This is a genomic window from Acinetobacter sp. ANC_7682 (genome assembly GCF_056779795.1).
Genome location: NZ_JBWYIQ010000002.1, coordinates 69,912 through 89,190 on the forward strand (window position 1 = coordinate 69,912; position 19,279 = coordinate 89,190).

12 protein-coding genes are annotated in these 19,279 nt (G+C 39.1%); 6 read left to right on the forward strand and 6 right to left on the reverse strand.

Going from position 1 to position 19,279, the window contains the following annotated elements; all coding sequences use genetic code 11:
* Positions 1-16: 16 nt before the first annotated feature.
* Positions 17-1,543 carry a fumarate hydratase gene (locus tag AC1M9D_RS01210; RefSeq protein ID WP_035265279.1) on the reverse strand — a complete coding sequence of 509 codons (1,527 nt, stop codon included), beginning with the start codon at positions 1,541-1,543 and terminating at the stop codon, positions 17-19.
* 409 nt (positions 1,544-1,952) lie between these two features.
* Between AC1M9D_RS01210 and AC1M9D_RS01215 the strand changes: the two genes are divergently transcribed.
* Both AC1M9D_RS01215 and AC1M9D_RS01220 read left to right on the forward strand, forming a co-directional pair.
* Positions 1,953-2,963 carry an AraC family transcriptional regulator gene (locus AC1M9D_RS01215; RefSeq protein ID WP_481611324.1) on the forward strand — a complete coding sequence of 337 codons (1,011 nt, stop codon included), beginning with the start codon at positions 1,953-1,955 and terminating at the stop codon, positions 2,961-2,963.
* Positions 2,964-3,184: 221 nt separating this feature from the next.
* Positions 3,185-4,015, forward strand: coding sequence for an alpha/beta fold hydrolase (locus AC1M9D_RS01220; protein WP_481611325.1), 831 nt, complete (start codon positions 3,185-3,187; stop codon positions 4,013-4,015).
* A 182-nt stretch (positions 4,016-4,197) separates the two neighbouring features.
* Here the strand turns inward: AC1M9D_RS01220 and pta are convergent, their stop codons facing one another.
* The 3 genes from pta to AC1M9D_RS01235 all read right to left on the reverse strand — a co-directional run bounded on the left by pta (position 4,198) and on the right by AC1M9D_RS01235 (position 9,277).
* Entirely contained in the window at positions 4,198-6,339 is a 2,142-nt protein-coding gene (pta, locus tag AC1M9D_RS01225; protein ID WP_481611326.1) for a phosphate acetyltransferase, read from the reverse strand.
* A gap of 64 nt (positions 6,340-6,403) precedes the next feature.
* On the reverse strand, positions 6,404-7,627 hold the full coding sequence (locus AC1M9D_RS01230; RefSeq protein ID WP_481611327.1) for an acetate/propionate family kinase: 1,224 nt from the start codon (positions 7,625-7,627) through the stop codon (positions 6,404-6,406).
* 384 nt (positions 7,628-8,011) lie between these two features.
* On the reverse strand, positions 8,012-9,277 hold the full coding sequence (locus AC1M9D_RS01235; protein WP_035265287.1) for a glutamate-5-semialdehyde dehydrogenase: 1,266 nt from the start codon (positions 9,275-9,277) through the stop codon (positions 8,012-8,014).
* Between the two features lie 286 nt (positions 9,278-9,563).
* On the opposite strand from AC1M9D_RS01235, the gene AC1M9D_RS01240 reads away from it, so the two are divergent.
* Positions 9,564-10,886, forward strand: coding sequence for an alpha/beta fold hydrolase (locus tag AC1M9D_RS01240; protein ID WP_481611328.1), 1,323 nt, complete (start codon positions 9,564-9,566; stop codon positions 10,884-10,886).
* Positions 10,887-10,949: 63 nt separating this feature from the next.
* Here AC1M9D_RS01240 and AC1M9D_RS01245 read toward each other — a convergent pair whose 3' ends face one another.
* Together AC1M9D_RS01245 and nagZ are read right to left on the reverse strand one after the other, a co-directional pair.
* A complete protein-coding gene (locus tag AC1M9D_RS01245) occupies positions 10,950-11,795 on the reverse strand; it encodes a class I SAM-dependent methyltransferase (protein WP_035265290.1) in 846 nt (281 codons plus the stop codon).
* A gap of 70 nt (positions 11,796-11,865) precedes the next feature.
* Complete coding sequence (nagZ, locus tag AC1M9D_RS01250) at positions 11,866-12,885, reverse strand: beta-N-acetylhexosaminidase (protein WP_481593310.1); 1,020 nt, start codon at positions 12,883-12,885, stop codon at positions 11,866-11,868.
* Positions 12,886-13,081: 196 nt separating this feature from the next.
* On the opposite strand from nagZ, the gene AC1M9D_RS01255 reads away from it, so the two are divergent.
* From AC1M9D_RS01255 to AC1M9D_RS01265, 3 genes are all read left to right on the forward strand, one after another.
* Positions 13,082-15,265: a carboxy terminal-processing peptidase gene (locus AC1M9D_RS01255; RefSeq protein WP_481611329.1), complete on the forward strand. Its 2,184-nt coding sequence runs from the start codon at positions 13,082-13,084 to the stop codon at positions 15,263-15,265.
* A 214-nt stretch (positions 15,266-15,479) separates the two neighbouring features.
* Positions 15,480-17,546, forward strand: coding sequence for a putative bifunctional diguanylate cyclase/phosphodiesterase (locus AC1M9D_RS01260; RefSeq protein WP_481590365.1), 2,067 nt, complete (start codon positions 15,480-15,482; stop codon positions 17,544-17,546).
* Between the two features lie 120 nt (positions 17,547-17,666).
* Positions 17,667-19,259 (forward strand): peptide chain release factor 3, encoded by a 1,593-nt coding sequence (locus tag AC1M9D_RS01265; RefSeq protein WP_481611330.1) that lies wholly within the window; start codon positions 17,667-17,669, stop codon positions 19,257-19,259.
* The last annotated feature ends 20 nt before the right edge of the window (positions 19,260-19,279 follow it).

Sequence of the window (19,279 nt, forward strand, 5' to 3'; positions counted from 1 at the left end):
ACAAGTCGAATATTATTTATTGTGCAGCTGCATCTACAACTGGAATTTTACCAATTTTAGCCTGCCAAATTTTTGGTGCAGTTGCGTGAACTGATGTGCCGTTAACGTCTACTGCAACAGATACAGGCATATCTTTAACCACGAACTTATAGATTGCTTCCATACCTAAATCTTCAAAAGCGACAACTTCCGCTTCACGAATTGCTTTAGATACGAGATATGCAGCACCGCCTACAGCCATGAGGTAAGTTGCTTTATTGTCTTTGATTGCTTCAATCGCAGCAGGACCGCGGTCCGCTTTACCGATCATACCGAAAAGACCAGTTGCTTCTAAAACTTGACGTGTGAACTTATCCATACGTGTTGCAGTTGTTGGACCTGCAGGACCTACAACTTCGTCACCCACTGGATCAACAGGACCAACGTAGTAAATGAACTTACCTTTAAGGTCTACAGGAAGCTCTTCACCGTTGTTTAACATATCAACCATACGTTTGTGCGCAGCGTCACGACCTGTATAGATTGTACCGTTAAGAAGAAGCGTATCACCTGGTTTCCAAGAGTTCATTTCTTCTTGTGTGATGTTATCTAAGTCAACACGTTTAGAAGAAGATGAGTCCCAAGTGACTTCAGGATAGTCTTCAAGTTTAGGTGCAATAATATTCGCAACACCTGTACCGTCTAGTGTGAAGTGTGCGTGACGAGTCGCAGCACAGTTCGGGATCATACCGACTGGTTTACCCGCAGCGTGACAAGGGTAGTCTTTAATTTTGATGTCTAGAACAGTCGTTAAACCGCCAAGACCTTGTGCACCAATACCCAGCGCGTTTACTTTCTCGAAGATTTCGATACGAAGTTCTTCAAGTTTATTTTGTGGACCACGACGAAGAAGCTCGTCCATGTTGATCTCTTCCATCAATGCTTCTTTAGCAAGCATCATGGCTTTTTCAGCTGTACCACCGATACCAATACCGAGCATACCAGGAGGACACCAGCCTGCACCCATGGTTGGTACAGTTTTCAGTACCCAGTCCACGATTGAATCAGATGGGTTTAACATTGCAAGTTTAGATTTATTTTCTGAACCACCGCCTTTTGCTGCAACAGTGATATCTACTTTGTTACCTGGAACAAGTTTATGGTAGATCACAGCAGGGGTGTTGTCTTTCGTATTCTTACGGCCAAAAGCAGGATCAGCAAGTACAGATGCACGAAGTACGTTAGAGTTTTCTAAGTAACCTTGGCGAACACCTTCGTTAATCGCGTCGTCTAAGCTCATTGTTAAATCAAATTTAACGTCCATGCCCACTTCAACGAATACGTTGACGATACCAGTATCTTGACAGATCGGACGGTGACCTTCGGCACACATACGTGAATTGATTAAGATTTGTGCGATCGCATCTTTGGCAGCTTTGTTTTCTTCACGGTCATACGCACGACTCATTGCTTGGATGAAGTCTTGTGGATGATAGTAAGAAATGAACTGAAGCGCATCTTTAACGGATGTGATCAAGTCGTCTTGCTTGATAATAGTTGTCATACAAATATCTCTTGAGCGGGCTGATAGCTAGCGGGCTAAATTATAAGACAAAATGATTCAATTGTGGCTTTTTTGCTGAGGAATTGGGCGAAAGTTTAAGAGAGCAGATTCATTCATAGAAAAGTTAAAATTAATATTTGCTAATTAATTTTTTAGATGGAAATACGTTTACGTAATAAGTTGTTTAAGCTTTTTTATAAATAACAATAATTTTTTTCAAATTTATCTCATAATATTTATAGATTAAATGGGTGAAATTTCACTATTTTAGTCATCAATAATTCTAATACATTGACTTTGTGAAATTAAATTTTGTTAAGATTTTCAATAGAAAGTATTAAGTAAATATTTATATAATTAAAAATCAATATTATTTATATATTTCATAAAATCTAGAAGTTAATTAAATATGAAGTCAAGTGACGCTGGAGTCTTTCTGAGTTATGCCTATATCACAATGCAAAAGATGGGATTAAATGTAGAGCAAATTTTAGAAGATGTAGGATTGCCCGCACATTTGCCTGATAAGACAGTTCGCAGAGATAATTCATGTCAGTACCGATTTTGGAATACAGCGCAAAAAGTTTCTAATAACAGATATATTGGTTTACATGTAGGAGAGCATTTTCCTGTAATTAGAGGCTCATTGATTGAGTATCTATTTTTGAGTAGTTCGGGATTTAAAGTTGGACTAGAGAAAGCTTTAAATTACCAAAAATTACTTTCTTCAGCTTTTCATTTTAGCCTGTTCACAAATGGGCATGTTGCTGGAATTCAAGGGTTTAATCATCCTGTTCGGCATTATTTAGAGATTGTAATCAGTGTGATTTTAAAGTTTTTGAAATTCATTACAGATGATCAATTCCGCCCAATTAAAATTTATTTACCCTATGAATATGGTGCGACATTAATAGAATACAAGCGCGTATGGGGATGTGAAGTTGAGTTGGGCTGTCCAGATGGGAAAATTATATTTGATGCAGCGTTGTTGAATTTAAAATTTGACTGGTATGAGCCTGAATTATTTGCCATCCATGAAACTTATGCAAAACGTCAGATGAGACAGGTTGAAAAATATGAACTTATTTCTGATATAGAACAAATTCTAGCTGATGTTTTACTCGAATCAGGCAATGTTCAATTAAAGCATGTGGCAGACAAGTTAAATATGAAGGTCAACACCTTACGTGCATGTTTAACCGATATTGACACTTCTTTCGAGAAAATTCTAACTCATTATCGTATTCGGACTGCAAAGCAATTATTAGCATCCAAAGAGATTTCCATGTGTCATATTGTCAGCGTTCTCGGTTTCTCAGAGAGTTCTGTTTTTTCAAGAGCATTTAAACGTTGGACGGGTGAGACACCTTTGCAATACCGAAAAAGAAAAACTGCAGAAAATGATTCAATTGATACTTAAACTATATCATCTGAGTCAATTAAACTTATGCCAAATCCGTTACTTTAATTTGAGGTAGAACAGTTTTAATACTCTAAATGTTTACTAGGCTTTTGACACATTTAAGTTTTTAATGAAGTTCTAACCCTAATAAATCGAATTAAATTTTAAAATATTCAATTGCTTAAGAATTAATTTGATTTCATATTCAATTATTATTCAACCAATTTAAGGAGTTGAAAATGAGTTATGTAAAGACTAAAGACGGTGTTGAAATTTTTTATAAAGATTGGGGATCACGTGACGGTGAGGTTCTTTTTTTTCATCATGGGTGGCCTTTAAGTTCAGATGATTGGGATGCGCAAATACTTTACTTTTTAGACAAAGGTTACCGTGTAGTGGCGCATGACCGCCGTGGTCATGGACGATCTTCTCAAGTGTCTGAAGGTCATGATATGGATCATTATGCTGATGATGTTGCGGCTGTTGTAGAGCATTTGGGCATTAAAAAGGCGATTCATATTGGTCATTCAACAGGCGGTGGAGAGGTTGCACACTATATAGCAAGATATGGTGAGGAACGTGTCTCTAAAGCTGTTCTTGTGAGCTCTGTACCACCTTATATGGTGAAAACTGAAGATAATCCAAATGGATTGCCGAAAGCTGTTTTTGATGATATGCAGGCTCAGTTATTTAAAAATCGAGCTGAATTCTATTGTGCTGTACCTGAAGGTCCATTTTATGGCTTTAATCGTCCGAATGCGAAGCCGTCTGAACCAGTGATTCAAAATTGGTGGAGACAAGGGATGATGGGTTCTGCTAAAGCACACTATGATGGGATTGTGGCTTTCTCCCAAACTGATTTTAGAGAAGACCTTAAGAAAATTTCAGTGCCAGTATTAGTTTTACATGGTGATGATGACCAAATTGTTCCTCTTGATATTTCAGGAAAGTTATCGGCTGAATTGGTACAAAATGGAACTTTAAAGATTTATCCAGGTTATTCACATGGGATGCTCACTATTAATCCTGACGTGATTAATCCTGACCTTCTTGAATTTATTCAGAATTAATTTTAATTATTATAAAAAACAAGAACTCATCAGAGTTCTTGTTTTTTGAATACGATTTCAATAAACAAAATGATCCATAGGCATAACACCTCAGATTTATTAATTGACCTGAATATTTTTAAAAAACTTAGTCAAAAAAAACCCTAGCTCTTGCCATAATGGTTGCCCCTCTGTTAAATAAATTATTGACTTTGCTGATCTGCTTGAATAGCAGTGAGTGCAATAGTGAATACAATGTCATCAACCAAAGCACCTCGAGATAAGTCATTGACTGGCTTATTCAAACCTTGCAACATTGGTCCAACACTCACCACATTGGCAGAGCGCTGAACAGCTTTATAAGTGGTATTACCTGTATTAAGATCTGGGAAAATAAAGACATTGGCACGTCCAGCCACTTGAGAGTCAGGAGCCTTAGAACGTCCCACACTTTCGACAGATGCAGCATCATATTGAAGGGGGCCATCGATCAATAAATCTGGACGACGTTCTTTTGCGATGCGTGTTGCTTCAGCAACTTTTTCAACATCAGCACCTGTGCCAGATGTACCGGTTGAATATGAAATCATGGCAATACGTGGATCAATACCAAACGCTTTGGCTGAATCGGCAGATTGAATCGCGATTTCAGCAAGTTGCTCTGCATTAGGATCTGGATTGATTGCACAGTCACCATAAACATACACTTCATCTGGTAATAACATAAAGAAAACAGACGAAACTAAAGAGTAATCAGGTGCCGTTTTAATCAACTGAAATGCAGGGCGAACTGTATTGGCTGTGGTATGAACTGCACCTGAAACTAATCCATCCACTTGATCTAGTGCTAACATCATCGTTCCAAGAACCACTGTATCTTGTAACTGTTCTTTCGCTTGCAGTTCATTTAACTTGCCTTTACGCAACTCTACCATTGGCGCAATATAGTTGTCGCGGATGAGGTCTGGATCAATGATTTCTAAATCATCAGGTAATTCAATCCCTCGAGCTTTAGCTACATCTAAAACTGCTTCTGGTTTTGCTAGTAAGATACAGTGAGCAATACCACGTGATTGGCAGATCGCGGCTGCTTGAATCGTACGAGGTTCATCACCTTCAGGAAGAACAATTCTTTTCTTCGCTGCAATTGATTTTTGTACCAACTCATGACGGAATGCAGATGGAGAAAGACGTGGTTGGTATGAGCCATTCAGCAACTGCGTTACCCAATCCGCATCAATATGGCTAGATACAAATCGAGTGACTTGTTCAGCGCGAGCAGTATCATCTACAGGAATTTCATTGCTTAAATTAGCCAATTGAGTCGCTGTTTCAAAGGTACTCAGTGGTGTGTGTAAAATAGGTAAGCCCTGTTTTATCGCAGCTTGGCAGAAAGCCAGTACTTGTTGATTAGGCGCATAATGTTCAGTCAGTACTAAACCTGCAAGAGGAATACCATTGCTGCTTGCTAAACTACTTGCAAGTAATACATCAATACGATCTGATGCGCTAATAATCAGTTCACCTGCCGTGAATTTGTGCAGTTCGCGCTCGATATTTGAAGCGATCAAGCTACTATGCAGAACACGTCGTTGTGCAGCCTCACCTAAGTTAATCCATTCTGCTTGAATATGTTGCGCGATATCAGACATTCGCGGCACACTTAAAGTATTACTAAATGGTACTAATGCAATAACAGGAAGTTGTTCGGAACCAATCAGTGGATGTGTTTTTTGAATTTCCCCAACAAATTGTTGAGTCTCTTGTGTCAGACGAAGATTTGGATCAATGGTCACTGGAATCTGTGCAGACTCCTCGGACAGACCTTTGGTTCGCATGAAAAGCACACCAGCTGTTCGGTTGCTGTTTGCTCCACCAAAATTACGTAATTGGGTTTCTACTTTTTCTGCTGTATAGGTTGGTTGTTTGATATCAGCATTGCTCACAATGATGACTTTCGCATCTAGTGCCTGAGCAAGTTGAGCATTCAGTTCAGATGCAAAACTATCACGGCTGTTTGGAACTAACCCTTCCACAATAATAAGATCATGTTTTTTAGCAATTTGACGATGTAGACGAACAGCTTCTTCTAATAACTCATCACTTTCATCAGCATTTAATTGCTGAACTACATTTTGATATGAGATTGGTTCAACTGTTTCGTTCTGAGAAACATGGCGGAATAACGCTGTGGTGCGATCGAAATTTTCAGCATGTACTTCTTGTGAAAACGGCTTAACAAAACCAGCTTTTACACCTTGACACTCAAGTGCATAAATTAAGCCTAAACACGCTGATGTCAGACCTACACCTTCACCAGTTGGAACAAGTACAATTGTTTTCATATCATCAAAATCTATATCTAAAAATAAAAAAGAAATATGTAAATATGTCTGAGCGGGCGACTACTTAAGCAGTCGCGGTTTCAAGTTTAGACTTTTTTTCAGATGAATTCACATCTCCGATTTGATTCACCACATGTTCTGTTTCTTGTGCAATACGTCCTTCTTCATCTGTAGGAATGACCCAAATTTGCGGACCAGTACCTTTATCAATGCGACCTTCTGTACCGCGAGCTAATTGGTCATTTTTTTCTTTGCTAAAGTTAAAACCAAAATGTGGCAAATAAGATAATGTTTTTTCACGGATAAATGCTGAATTTTCACCAATACCACCTGTGAAGAATAAGCCATCAAGACGAGGTAAACCACAGCTGAGTGCTGCTAATGATTTAGCAAGACGATAGCAGAATACTTCAATAGCAAGTGCAGCATCTTCATTGCCTTCTTCTGAAGCTTCGATAAGTGTTCGCATATCGTTTGACAGGTTTGAAAGTCCTAATAAACCAGATTGGCTATTGAGCATTCTGTCAATTTTGTAAATGTCCCATCCTAGGTTTTTGGCTAAAAAATTATGTAAACTTGGGTCTACATCACCACTACGGGTACCCATCACTAAACCTTCGAGTGGCGTTAATCCCATAGAGGTATCAACACTTTTACCATTCCAAATTGCACAAGTAGAACTACCGTTGCCTAAATGAGCGGTGAGCCAACCACCTTCACGGAAACTACCAGCAAGCTCAGAACCACGATCTGATACATAGGCATGGCTCGTACCGTGGAATCCATAGCGGCGAACATTATGTTCAGTGTATAAAAATTTTGGTACCGCATAACGATAGGCATGCGCTGGCATTGTTTGATGGAACGCTGTATCAAACACTGCAACTTGCGGTAAGTCTGGGAACAAACGTTTAGTCGCTTCGATCCCAACGAGATGTGCAGGATTATGTAATGGAGCTAAAGGTGTTGCTTCACGGATTTTTTCAATAATTTCATCGGTGATTAACTCTGCTTGAGTTAAAGAACCACCATGTACAATACGATGACCAATGGCATCAGGCTTGTGATTCGCTAAGCGAGATAATCCAACTTCAAGTGCTTCTTTATGGTCTGCATTTGGAATACGAATATCAACTGGTTCGTTGCCTACAGTCACGCCTTTGATGCGCGCTTCTGGCGTACCTAAGTTTTCAGCAAGACCATGAATTCGGAAATCTTGATCTTTAAGTAATAATGCAAACTTGATCGAAGAAGAACCGCAATTGATGATAAGAACTGAATGAGGCATGGTGTGTTCCTTTACTGGCAATTTTAATATTTCGTTTGTTTTCTTCCAAATGAACAAAAAATGTTATTTCTTGATCGTGAAGCATTTGTATCATGCGTTTTTTTATTGTCCTAGATAGACTTTAGGTGATTAGACTTAAGCACTATCGACCACTAAGGCAATAATAATTAAAATTTATAGTCTTTCTTTATTCATTTATTAAATAAATGATGGTTATGTTTTAATTAAATTGTATGCGTAAAACATAGCATGTATTGTATTTTTTATATACCACTTCTGGTTTGTAATTGATTTAATTTATACGTTTTTTATTTCGTTATGAAGAGTTGAATCACTCAAAAACAAAGCCCTTTACTCAAAGGGCTTTGTTTTTTTAAGTTAGATTTATTGACGGATTTGGCCATCGCCTAAAACAATCCATTTTTGTGAGGTGAGTCCTTCTAATCCGACTGGACCTCTGGCATGAATTTTATCTGTTGAAATGCCGATTTCAGCACCTAAACCATATTCAAAACCATCAGCAAAACGAGTAGAGGCATTAACCATGACCGAACTTGAATCGACGCGAGTAAGGAATTTTCGGGCCGTGCTAAAGTTTTCAGTAATAATCGAATCAGTGTGATGCGATCCGTATTTATTGATATGCAAAATTGCTTCTTCAACGCCACTGACTACTTTAACCGCTAAAATAGGTCCTAGATATTCCTCATACCAGTCTTCTTCGGTCGCAGTTTTAATCTGTTCACCTAAAATTGCTTTGACTTTCAAGCAACCACGCAACTCAACTTGTTTTTCAGCATAAAGTTCAGCAATGCGAGGCAGAAAGTCATCAGCAACTTTTTCATCAACCAGCAGCGTTTCCATGGCATTACATACGCCATAGCGATGAGTTTTTGCATTTAACGCAATTGGCAATGCTTTTTGTAGATCTGCTTGGGCCTCAACGAAGACGTGACAGTTACCATCAAGATGTTTGATTACAGGAATAGTCGCTTCACGTGTAATACGTTCAATTAAGCCTTTGCCACCACGTGGAACAATAACGTCAACATACTCAGAGAGGGTAATCAATTGCCCAACTGCAGCACGATCTGCTGTATTGACAACTTGGACTGCGTTAACTGGTACACCAGCTTGCTCTAAACCTTTTTGAATTGCGGTAGCAATGGCTTTGTTTGACTCTAATGCCTCTGAACCACCGCGAAGAATGATGGCATTGCCAGACTTAATCGCTAAAGAGGCTGCTTCTAGAGTGACGTTAGGACGTGATTCATAAATCATACCTACGACACCTAAAGGCACTCGCATTTTTCCAAGCTGAATACCAGACGGGCGATAAGCTAGGTCAGTAATTTCACCAATGGGATCAATTAAACTGATGACATCTTTAAGACCTTGTAACATTCCACTGAAGCGTGTGGGTGTAAGTTCCAAACGATCGAGTAATGCGCTGTCTAAATTGTTTTCATGACCACGAGTCATGTCTAGTTTATTCGCAGCTAGAATTTGAGCTTGATGGTCTTCCAAAGCGGTATGGATTGCCGTCAAAGCATTATTTCGTTCAAAAGTCGAAGAGCCAGCCAAAAAGCGTGAAGCTTCACGCGCATTCTGACCGACGACTTGCATGTACTGTTCGATGGAGTCTTGCATAGCAGTTTAACTGATCATTTTAAAATCTCATTCAAATAGTAGCAGCGCAGATGACAACAATCTATGTTTATCATCGAAAAAAGCTAAGTTGATAAAACTTGTAACTATTTTTAGAACCTAACGGCAGTTAAAAAGATAAAAGGTGAATTCTTGCATTGCGCAGATTTCATGCATCTGTATAAAATGAAATGAATGTTAATTATGTTGCATAATCATAACGAATTGAGAGTATGATCAAATTAACGGCTGTGAAAACAAAACAATAAAGCCAAATGGAGATAAGGGAATGAATTCCATGATAAAAATGGAGCTTGAAGATTATTCAGCTGAAGACAGCACTCATTTTTTTGATCTGTACCATAAAAATAGTTTTAAAGAGCCGCCACGAACCACATGGATTGATGGCTGGAAAATTGAATATATGGCGATCGCATCGCCAGAAACACTGTACCAGACGCCAACGCTGATTGTCGGAGGCGCATTTCAAAATTTTAATTCATATAAATATTGCGTTGAACAGCTCTTCGAGAAAGGACCTGTTATTTTAATCGACTTACCATCTTTAGGTTCAAATCAACAAATCCACAATCGTGATACTGGAATTTCTGCTGGTACTCTAGAGCTACCAGAGCTTTCAAAAATGTTAGGTCAATGGTTGGATTTGGTGGAGATTAAGAAAGTCTCTGTCATGGGGATGTCATTAGGCTCTGTGGTTGCTTCCTGTTTTGCTCATTATCGCCCAGAACTGGTAGATCGATTGATTCTGATGGGCGTCATGCAGAAGACGCGTAAAAGCTGGCGTATGTTGCTTGAAGAGTCATTAATATTGATGCAAGAGCAACGTATGGATGAGTTTGGTCAGGCTGTCATTTTGTACTTGGTGAATCATGCAAAATTAGATCAAACGCGTATGTCTCCAACAGCTAAACGACTTTTTTATAAGCAGATGTCTGAGTTTGATATCGCTGAGCGTGAGCGATATGAAATCAACTGTAATCGTTTATTGCGTCTTTCCCATGTTCCAATTCCGATGTGTAAAACATTGGTCGCATGTGGTCAATTCGATAGTTTTACTTTGCCATTTGAGAATGCGAATTTTGCCTTGCAATGTCCTGATGTTGAGTTTGCAATGATTGCAAATGCGGATCATGTGCCTCAACTGCAACGCCGAAAAGAAACCATGAATCTTTTTACCAGTTTCTTAAAAGGCGAATCGATTCATAATCTAGATGGGATCATTTATTTAGATAAAGACCAAATGCAATCATTGGATCGCAGAGGGGAAGTTCGATTTGCCCTTAAAAATGCACATTCTGTTTTAATTCATCAAACAAATGCACAACGTTTTGAAGTTGAAATTAAAGACCTGAATTACTTTGGTGTATCATTCTTTTTGGATGATCCATCTCAAGTTGAAGTCTTACAGGAAGATGCTCGAAGTTTTGCAATTGAATTTGAGGATGAGCAAGGACATTTTGCTGTCGAATGTTTAATGTTCGATTTTATTGGAAATGAAGTAAGAGCATTATTCAAGCATGGTTATTTTGAAGTGGCTGATCGCTTACTTCAATTTATAGATACCCATAAACACAATGACAGCGTGGATTAGGCTGTCATTGAATTCATTTGAATCAAAAAATAGATACTTCGTAATATTGCTACGAACGAATCATTATTTTATTGCATGAATCATCCATACTAGATCACCAAGATGCTGATCTGTATCCATATTTTGATTCTTTTTTTCAAAATACAGTTGAGGTTGAATGACTTCAACTTCAGTAAAACCTGACAGTTTAAAAAAGTGCTGTACCTCTAAAGGGTCTTTAAAGTGGAAGGTAAATGCACTTCTTGAAGCGTATTTGAGTAATTTGCTGCTCGACCAAATTAAGTTAGCCAGTTTATGTTGCACAGGCTCGGGATAAAGGTCAGTTAAATAATGAAGCGTTTGGAATGGTTGACCAAAACGCACAATCGAATTCAGCAATTGTTTGAGTAAATCTTGATTAAAATAATTGATTAATCCTTCACTGATAATCACTAGCGGTCGTGTTGGGTCGAATTCGTCAAAAGCTGTTTTGAAATCATCCGTGAATAAGTCTGCTGATAAAACTTTAGGGCTTTCGGGATCGATTTTATTCAAAGCGGATTGTTTTGTGGTAGCCATGTCTGGTAAATCTAATTCGCGATAATCTATTTCGGGATAATGGGATCTAAACCACCAACCACGAGGTGAAAGTCCCGCTGCAATTTCTAAAATTTGCAGGTTTGGATATTGTTTGATTAATAATTTTAAGTGATCGTCTAATAATGTATGTCGTGTCTTCAGGGTTGAACGCATACTTCCACCGATAAACTTCTCAGCCATACTTTCAAAAGGGTGAGCGAATTGCACCAACGCTTTACCTTTCGAAGTCGCAAATGCTTCGTGAGAGATACCCATTTGGTACCAAATATAGCCAGTGTAGTGAGCAGTAAACGAAATATGACGGTGCTTTGATTGTTTTGATTGAGACATACACATCCTTGGCTATGATTATTATTGGATTGGTCAAGATAAAGGGAGCATTAGAATGCTCCCTGTATTATTAAAATGATTGTCTAAAATCTTCAATGACCTTTTTGACAGATTTCCATTCGTTGCCTAAGTCAAGTTGTTCACCAATGCGAATCTCTTGAATCTTACCGCGCATACGCTCTAAGCGTTCTTGGTTCGGCAATGGATAATTCTCTATGGCACTGAGCGCGACACATGCAGATTCCCGATTATTGCAGACTAAGCCCATATCACAGCCAGCTTCAAGCGCGGCTTTGATGCGAGCATCTGCACCACCTGCAACACAAGCTGCTTGCATACTTAAGTCATCAGAAAACAGGACACCGTCAAACTGAAGTGTTTCACGAAGTACTTTTTGAACCCAATACTGAGAAAAACCAGCAGGATTTGGATCTACTTTTTCATAAATCACATGTGCTGGCATGAGTGCGTCAAGTTGAGGTTGGAGTTGAATAAAGCTTTGCATATCTTGAGCTTCAATTTCAGCATAACTTCGTGTATCCACAGCTGCCGCAATATGTGAATCTGCTTTAACCGAGCCATGGCCAGGGAAGTGTTTCCCCGTGGTTGCCATACCAGCGCGTTTCATACCTTGCATAAAGGCTTGGGCTAAAGGGATGATATCTGAGATATTTTTAGCAAAAGCACGGTCACCAATAACATCGCTGATGTCGTTAAGGTCTAATACAGGTGCAAAGCTGAAATCGATCCCGACTGCAAGAACTTCGGTAGCCATGAGCCAACCGCATTGTTCAGCCAATTCAATTGATCGTTCTGGCTGACTTAAATAGAGCTCACCGAAACGTCCCATGGCAGGAAGGAGAGTGAAGCCTTGTTTTAAACGTTGTACGCGTCCGCCTTCTTGATCGACTGCAATTAAAATATCGGGACGAACTTGGCGCATATGATCCGTTAAGGCGCGAACTTGTTGAGGTGATTCAATATTTCTTCCAAACAAAATGACTCCACCAACTTGTGGAGATTGTAGGAGTTGAATATCTTCTTGATTAAGTGTTGTGCCCTCAATATCAAGCATCAATGCGCCAATCATAGTGGAATCCGTGATTCTAATTTTAAAAGAGAAAACAATACCCGAATTTTGCAATGATTTGCTACATTTTCTCCGTACAGATTATGATAAAACTATACGGCAGAAATAAAAAAGTTGTTTAAGGTTTTGAATATTAATATTTCTATCTGAAAACAATAGTGTAAATTTGGTTTATCCAAGGAAAGACAAATTCGTTATGAAACTTCAAACAATCGCTTGCGCGGTAGCCATTGCCACTGGTGGTTTATTTTTTGGTCATACAATTAATGTTGCGATCGCAGCGAATGAACCAGCGGTTCAACAGGTTCAGAATATAAAGCCCACACAAGAACAAGCTTTAGTTTCAAGACAATTAGCAACTTTGGTGGATCGTCAGCACTATTTAAATATGCGTTTAGATGCTACGACCTCACAACGTATTTTTGATATGTATATTGATAGTCTTGATCCTGACCATAGCCTTTTCTTGGCAGATGAAGTGGCAAACTATAAGAAAAAATACGGACCAACTTTTGGAGCGGTGCTCAAAGCGGGTAACCTTGAAGGACCTTATGCCATTCACGCTCAATATCGTGATCGTTTAAAGTCATTCTATGAGTTTATGTTGGCGGAGTTAAAAAAACCGCAAAACCTAAATCAACCTAATGTGTTTATCGAGTCTGATCGTGAAAAGGCTCCATTTTTCAAAAATAAAGCTGAGCAAGAAAATCAATGGCGCAAAATGCTGGTGTCTCAGTTAATCAATTTAACGATTGCTAAAGAAGAAGATTTGGCTAAGCAAAAAGCGCTGAAAGATGATCCTTCTTTAGCAGCAGGGCAAGATCTCACTTCAGCTGAAGATTTAACGCCAGTTCAGACTTTGACCAAGCGCTATATGCGTCAATTAGAACGTATGAAGCGTACAAAAAGCGATGACGTTTTAGAAAAAACGCTCAATGCTATGTTAGCGACTTATGACCCGCACAGTAATTATTTCCCACCAATCGATGCGATTGAGTTAAATCGTCAGACCACATTGCAGCTTGAGGGGATTGGTGTGTCGATCCGCCCAGAACGCGGGAATGAAGACTATACGCGTATCGAGACGATCGTAGATGGTGGTCCTGCGTTTAAGACAGGACAGGTTAAGTCTGGTGATCGTATTATTGGTGTCGCGCAAGACGGTGACAAAATGGTCGACGTCATTGGATGGACCAGTTCTGAAATCGTTGGATTGATCCGAGGTAAGCGTGGGACTAAAGTCACCATTAAATTGCTCGGACCTGGAGCATCTATGAGTCAGGCACGTACCGTAACTATCGTACGTGATGTGATTCAAGAAGAGGATGCAGGTGTACGTTCAAGAACAGTAGAAATTGTACGAGATGGCAAGAAACATAAAGTTGGGGTAGTCGAAATTCCATCGTTCTATTACAACTACCGTGCCCGTCGTGCTGGTGAAAGCTATCGTTCAGTATCTGAAGATACCAATAATGCATTGAAAAGTTTAGCTGCGCAAAATGTCGATGGCATTATCGTCGATCTTCGTAATAACCCTGGCGGTTCACTCGAAGAAGTGGCAAAAATGATTGGGCAAGTGATTAAATCTGGTCCAGTGGTTCAAATTCGGGATGGGAATGGTAACGTCAGTGTCTTCGAAGATCGTGATGGAGGCGCTCAAACCTACGCAGGTCCATTGGCTGTCATGGTGAATCTGGCTTCTGCATCAGCAAGTGAAATCTATTCAGCTGCTGTGCAGGATTATGGTCGTGGAATTGTGATTGGAAGTACTACGACAGGTAAGGGTACAGCTCAAGTTCAATTGGACAGCTTAGCGTATGGTCAAGCGACATTGACGCAACGAAAGTTTTACCGTGTTACTGGTGGAAGCACACAAAATAAAGGGGTTGTGCCTGATATTCAATTGGTTGATATCTACGATGAAGAGTTTGGGGAGCGTAAAGCTAAGAATGCTTTAGAGTGGGATACCATCCCTACAGCTCCTTTCAAACGTGAGGGAGAAGTGCAAGCATTTGTACCAAAATTAGCTGCTCATTCAAAACAGCGTGTTGCGAATGATATTCAATTTAAGTATCTAGAAGCGCGTAAAGCGATTTCGCAGAAAGCTAAAGAGAAAAAACAAATCGTGTTGGATATCGATCAACGTAAAGCTGAACTCATCGCTTTGGAAAAAGAAACGTTGGCAGAAGAAAACAAACGCCGTATAGCAATGGGTAAAACTGCTTATCCAAATTGGGAAAGTTATCAGGCGTCGATGGAAGCTTTGGCTGAATCGCGTGCTAAGATGAAAACTAATCAACGCCCACCTTTACCTGAAGAAGAGGCATTTGTCACTGAATCAGCTCATATCTTGCTCGATTACATTGCCTTGCAAAAATAAAAATATTTATTGTTAAGTTTTACTTAAAAATGGCGTATTTCGATACGCCATTTTTTATGGATCTCGCCGAAAAACAACTTGACGTTCAATGAGATGGTGATATTGTTGTAGGCGACAAATGCTCATTAAAAAGTTGAACCTTCTTACATTTATTTGCTGTACTTTTGGGGTTTAAATAAAATAAAAACAGGTTCAGGTACGGATAAGTCTCTATATGATTCATATGAGTTACGATTATGCAATGGTGGCGGGTTCTGCTGTGGCGGCAGTGATCGTCTGCTTTATTGCTATTTCATTTGAACAACTCATTAGTACCCACAAAAACCCAGTTGGTCAAAAAGTGCTGCTCGGTGTAAGTGGCATGATATTTGGTCTTGCGATTTGGGTCATGCATTTTGTTGGAATGCTGGCTTGTCATTTGCCCGAAGATCATAGTTTCGATGTAGGTTTGACGCTATTTTCTTATGTGATCGCAGCTCTCGCTTCAATTTTTGCCATATGGCTCACGACTAGATCTACACTTCCTTTAGCTAGATTGGTTTTGGGTGCACTTCTGATGGGTTTCGGTATTTCAGGTATGCACTATACTGGAATGGCGGGATTGATCGTTCCCAACTACATTATTCGTTATGACACCATTTTGGTGATTTTTTCTGTACTGATTGCTGTATGTGGTTCAGGATTGTCATTCTGGCTGATGTTTAAATATAAGCGTACCTATCACAATAAATTGGCATTCAAGCTTGCCGTGGCATTCATGATCGCTTTTAGTATTGTGGGAATGCATTATATTGGTATGGCGGCTGCGACTTTCCAACCCGTGGATGCCAAATATGCAGCATTGAATCAACTCCATGAAGGTCAAGGTTTATTACTTTTTGTCATTATATTTGTCACATGCTTAGTCTTGGTGGTCAGTTTTTTTGTCGCTATTTTAGAATTACGACTTGAAGAGAGAAATCAACAACTAATCAAAATGAATAAGGAATTGGAAAGCCTTGCCCTTCAAGATAATTTGACCAAACTTCCAAATCGACTTTTTTTGCTTGATTACACCACTTCATTATTTTCACTTCACCAATCTAAAGATCATAAAGTTGCATTCATTTATATTGATTTGGATCGTTTCAAGGCAGTAAATGATGCTTTTGGACATCATATTGGTGATCAGCTTTTAGTGAATTTAGCACATCGACTTCATGCATTACTCGAAAAAAACCAAAAATTAATTCGTATTGGTGGTGATGAGTTTTTATTGGTTGTTGAAGACTTTTCTACAGACCAAATTGATCAAGTTGCCAATCTAGTATTGAGTAAAATCCAAGAAGGATTTGTGATTTCGGGGAAGGAAATCAATATCTCAGCAAGTTTAGGTGTGGTCTATTATCCAGATCATGGTGCTGATTTACATGATTTGTTGGTGAATGCTGATGCTGCAATGCTGATGTCAAAAGAGCAAGGTCGCAATACTTATAGTGTGTTTAACTATTCATTAGATCAACAAGAAATCGCACGTAGCCAATCAAAACTTATCAATGATTTGTATCGTGCCGTTGAAGAACAACAATTCATTTTATTTTATCAGCCGAAATTCACAGCAGATTTTAAAATTTGTGGCGTTGAAGCTTTAATTCGTTGGAAGCATCCAAGTCTAGGACTTCTAGCACCGAATATGTTTATTGAGGGTGCGGAGCAAACAGGTCTTATTATTAAAATGGGCTACTGGGCTCTTGAACAAGCGTGTATACAGATTCAAGCTTGGCAAAAAAAGAAATTGCCTTTCTGTCCGATCGCTGTAAATTTATCAGCTGTACAATTTGAACATAAAGCGCTGGTAGATACATTAAGATGTTTAATCACGCAATACCAGATCGATCCAGCCCATTTAATTATTGAGATTACTGAATCGACAGCAATGCATCATATCGATGTCAGTATTCGTACTTTTGAGAGCCTACGTAATCTGGGGATTGGGCTTGCGATTGATGATTTTGGAACTGGTCATTCAAGCTTCTTATATTTAAAGAATCTCCCGGTAGATGAACTTAAAATTGACCGTGAATTTATTCGAAATCTTTCACCCAATACAAAAGATGAAATTATCTTAGAAAGTATTATTGTATTGGCTAAACGTTTAGGTTTGGTGGTGACAGCTGAGGGCGTTGAAACTCAAAAACAAGCCGATATCTTAAAACGTTTAGGTTGTCAGCAATTACAAGGCTATTTATTGGGTATGCCATTACCTGTGGATCGTTTAGAAAGCACATTTAAGAATTATTAACTTCTGGTCAGTTTCTGATTCATCACATTCACATTCGGTATTGATCTGCTACAATATCGCCAATTTTTATTTTGATCTTTTTTGATCTTCTAAACTGCATGTCTGCAGTAGGTGTTATTCATGAGCTTTAAGCAAGAGTTAGCGGAGCAAGTTGCTCAGCGACGTACATTTGCCATTATTTCCCACCCCGATGCGGGTAAAACTACAATGACGGAAAAGTTATTGTTGTGGGGGCAAGCGATCCAAGTTGCAGGTATGGTAAAAAGCCGTAAATCTGACCGTGCTGCGACATCAGATTGGATGGAAATGGAAAAAGAGCGTGGTATCTCGATCACGACCTCTGTGATGCAGTTCCCTTATAAAGACAAAATGATCAACCTGCTCGATACACCGGGGCATGAAGATTTCTCTGAAGATACATATCGTACCCTTACAGCCGTAGACTCAGCATTGATGGTGATTGATGGTGCGAAAGGTGTCGAAGATCGTACGATTAAATTGATGGACGTGTGTCGTATGCGTGACACACCGATTATTTCTTTCGTTAACAAAATGGACCGTGAAATTCGCGAGCCACTTGAACTACTCGATGAAATTGAAAACGTACTTAAGATTAAATGCGTACCTTTAACTTGGCCAATGGGTACAGGTAAAGATTTCGCAGGTGTATTTAACCTGATCGAAGAAAAGTTTTATGTTTATAAGGCTGGTTTTGGTTCAACCATTACCGATATCGAAATTCGTGACGGTTATGACCATGCTGACCTTCGTGAAAAAGTCGGTGAATTAGCTTGGGCTGCATTTGAAGAGTCACTAGAATTAGTTCAAATGGCAAATGAACCGCTTGATCGTGAAGAATTCTTGGCAGGGCGTCAAACTCCAGTATTGTTTGGTACAGCGTTGGGTAACTTTGGTGTAGACCATGTCTTAAATGCATTTAGTGAATATGCACCACCACCAAAAGCACATCCTACCCAAGACCGTAAAGTTGAAGCGACTGAAGAGGGTTTCTCTGGTTTTGTCTTTAAAATTCAAGCCAATATGGATCCTAAACACCGCGATCGTATTGCTTTCATGCGTATCTGTTCAGGCAAATATGAAAAAGGCTTGAAAATGAAGCATGTACGTATTGGGAAAGATGTGCGTATTTCAGATGCATTAACTTTCTTGGCAGGTGATCGTCAGCATTTAGAAGAGGCATGGCCAGGTGACATTATTGGTTTACATAACCATGGTACGATTCAAATTGGCGATACTTTCACTTCGGGTGAAAACTTGCAATTCACAGGTATTCCTCACTTCGCTCCTGAAATGTTTCGCCGTGTTCGTTTAAAAGATCCTTTAAAATCTAAGCAACTTCAAAAAGGTTTAAAAGAGCTTTCAGAAGAAGGTGCAACTCAGGTATTTATGCCACAAAACAGTAATGATCTTATTGTCGGTGCTGTGGGTGTTCTTCAATTTGAAGTTGTTGCTTATCGTTTAAAAGAAGAATACAAAGTAGATTGTATTTACGAGCCTGTGAGCATTAACACTGTTCGTTGGGTTTCATGTCCAGATGAGAAAAAATTTAATGAATTTAAGAAAAAAGCACATGATCAACTTTCAGTTGATGGTGGTGGGCATTTAACGTACTTAGCACCTAGCCGTGTCAATTTACAATTAATGCAAGAGCGTTATCCTGATATTGTTTTCCGTAATACGCGTGAACATTAATTTTGCTTGAAAATGTAAAA

Excerpts from the sequence above, each read along its gene's own strand:
- AC1M9D_RS01210 (WP_035265279.1), bottom strand. The coding sequence starts at position 1,543 with ATGACAACTATTATCAAGCAAGACGACTTGATCACATCCGTTAAAGAT.
- AC1M9D_RS01215 (WP_481611324.1), top strand. The coding sequence starts at position 1,953 with ATGAAGTCAAGTGACGCTGGAGTCTTTCTGAGTTATGCCTATATCACA.
- AC1M9D_RS01220 (WP_481611325.1), top strand. The coding sequence starts at position 3,185 with ATGAGTTATGTAAAGACTAAAGACGGTGTTGAAATTTTTTATAAAGAT.
- pta (WP_481611326.1), bottom strand. The coding sequence starts at position 6,339 with ATGAAAACAATTGTACTTGTTCCAACTGGTGAAGGTGTAGGTCTGACA.
- AC1M9D_RS01230 (WP_481611327.1), bottom strand. The coding sequence starts at position 7,627 with ATGCCTCATTCAGTTCTTATCATCAATTGCGGTTCTTCTTCGATCAAG.
- AC1M9D_RS01235 (WP_035265287.1), bottom strand. The coding sequence starts at position 9,277 with ATGCAAGACTCCATCGAACAGTACATGCAAGTCGTCGGTCAGAATGCG.
- AC1M9D_RS01240 (WP_481611328.1), top strand. The coding sequence starts at position 9,564 with ATGAATTCCATGATAAAAATGGAGCTTGAAGATTATTCAGCTGAAGAC.
- AC1M9D_RS01245 (WP_035265290.1), bottom strand. The coding sequence starts at position 11,795 with ATGTCTCAATCAAAACAATCAAAGCACCGTCATATTTCGTTTACTGCT.
- nagZ (WP_481593310.1), bottom strand. The coding sequence starts at position 12,885 with ATGATTGGCGCATTGATGCTTGATATTGAGGGCACAACACTTAATCAA.
- AC1M9D_RS01255 (WP_481611329.1), top strand. The coding sequence starts at position 13,082 with ATGAAACTTCAAACAATCGCTTGCGCGGTAGCCATTGCCACTGGTGGT.
- AC1M9D_RS01260 (WP_481590365.1), top strand. The coding sequence starts at position 15,480 with ATGATTCATATGAGTTACGATTATGCAATGGTGGCGGGTTCTGCTGTG.
- AC1M9D_RS01265 (WP_481611330.1), top strand. The coding sequence starts at position 17,667 with ATGAGCTTTAAGCAAGAGTTAGCGGAGCAAGTTGCTCAGCGACGTACA.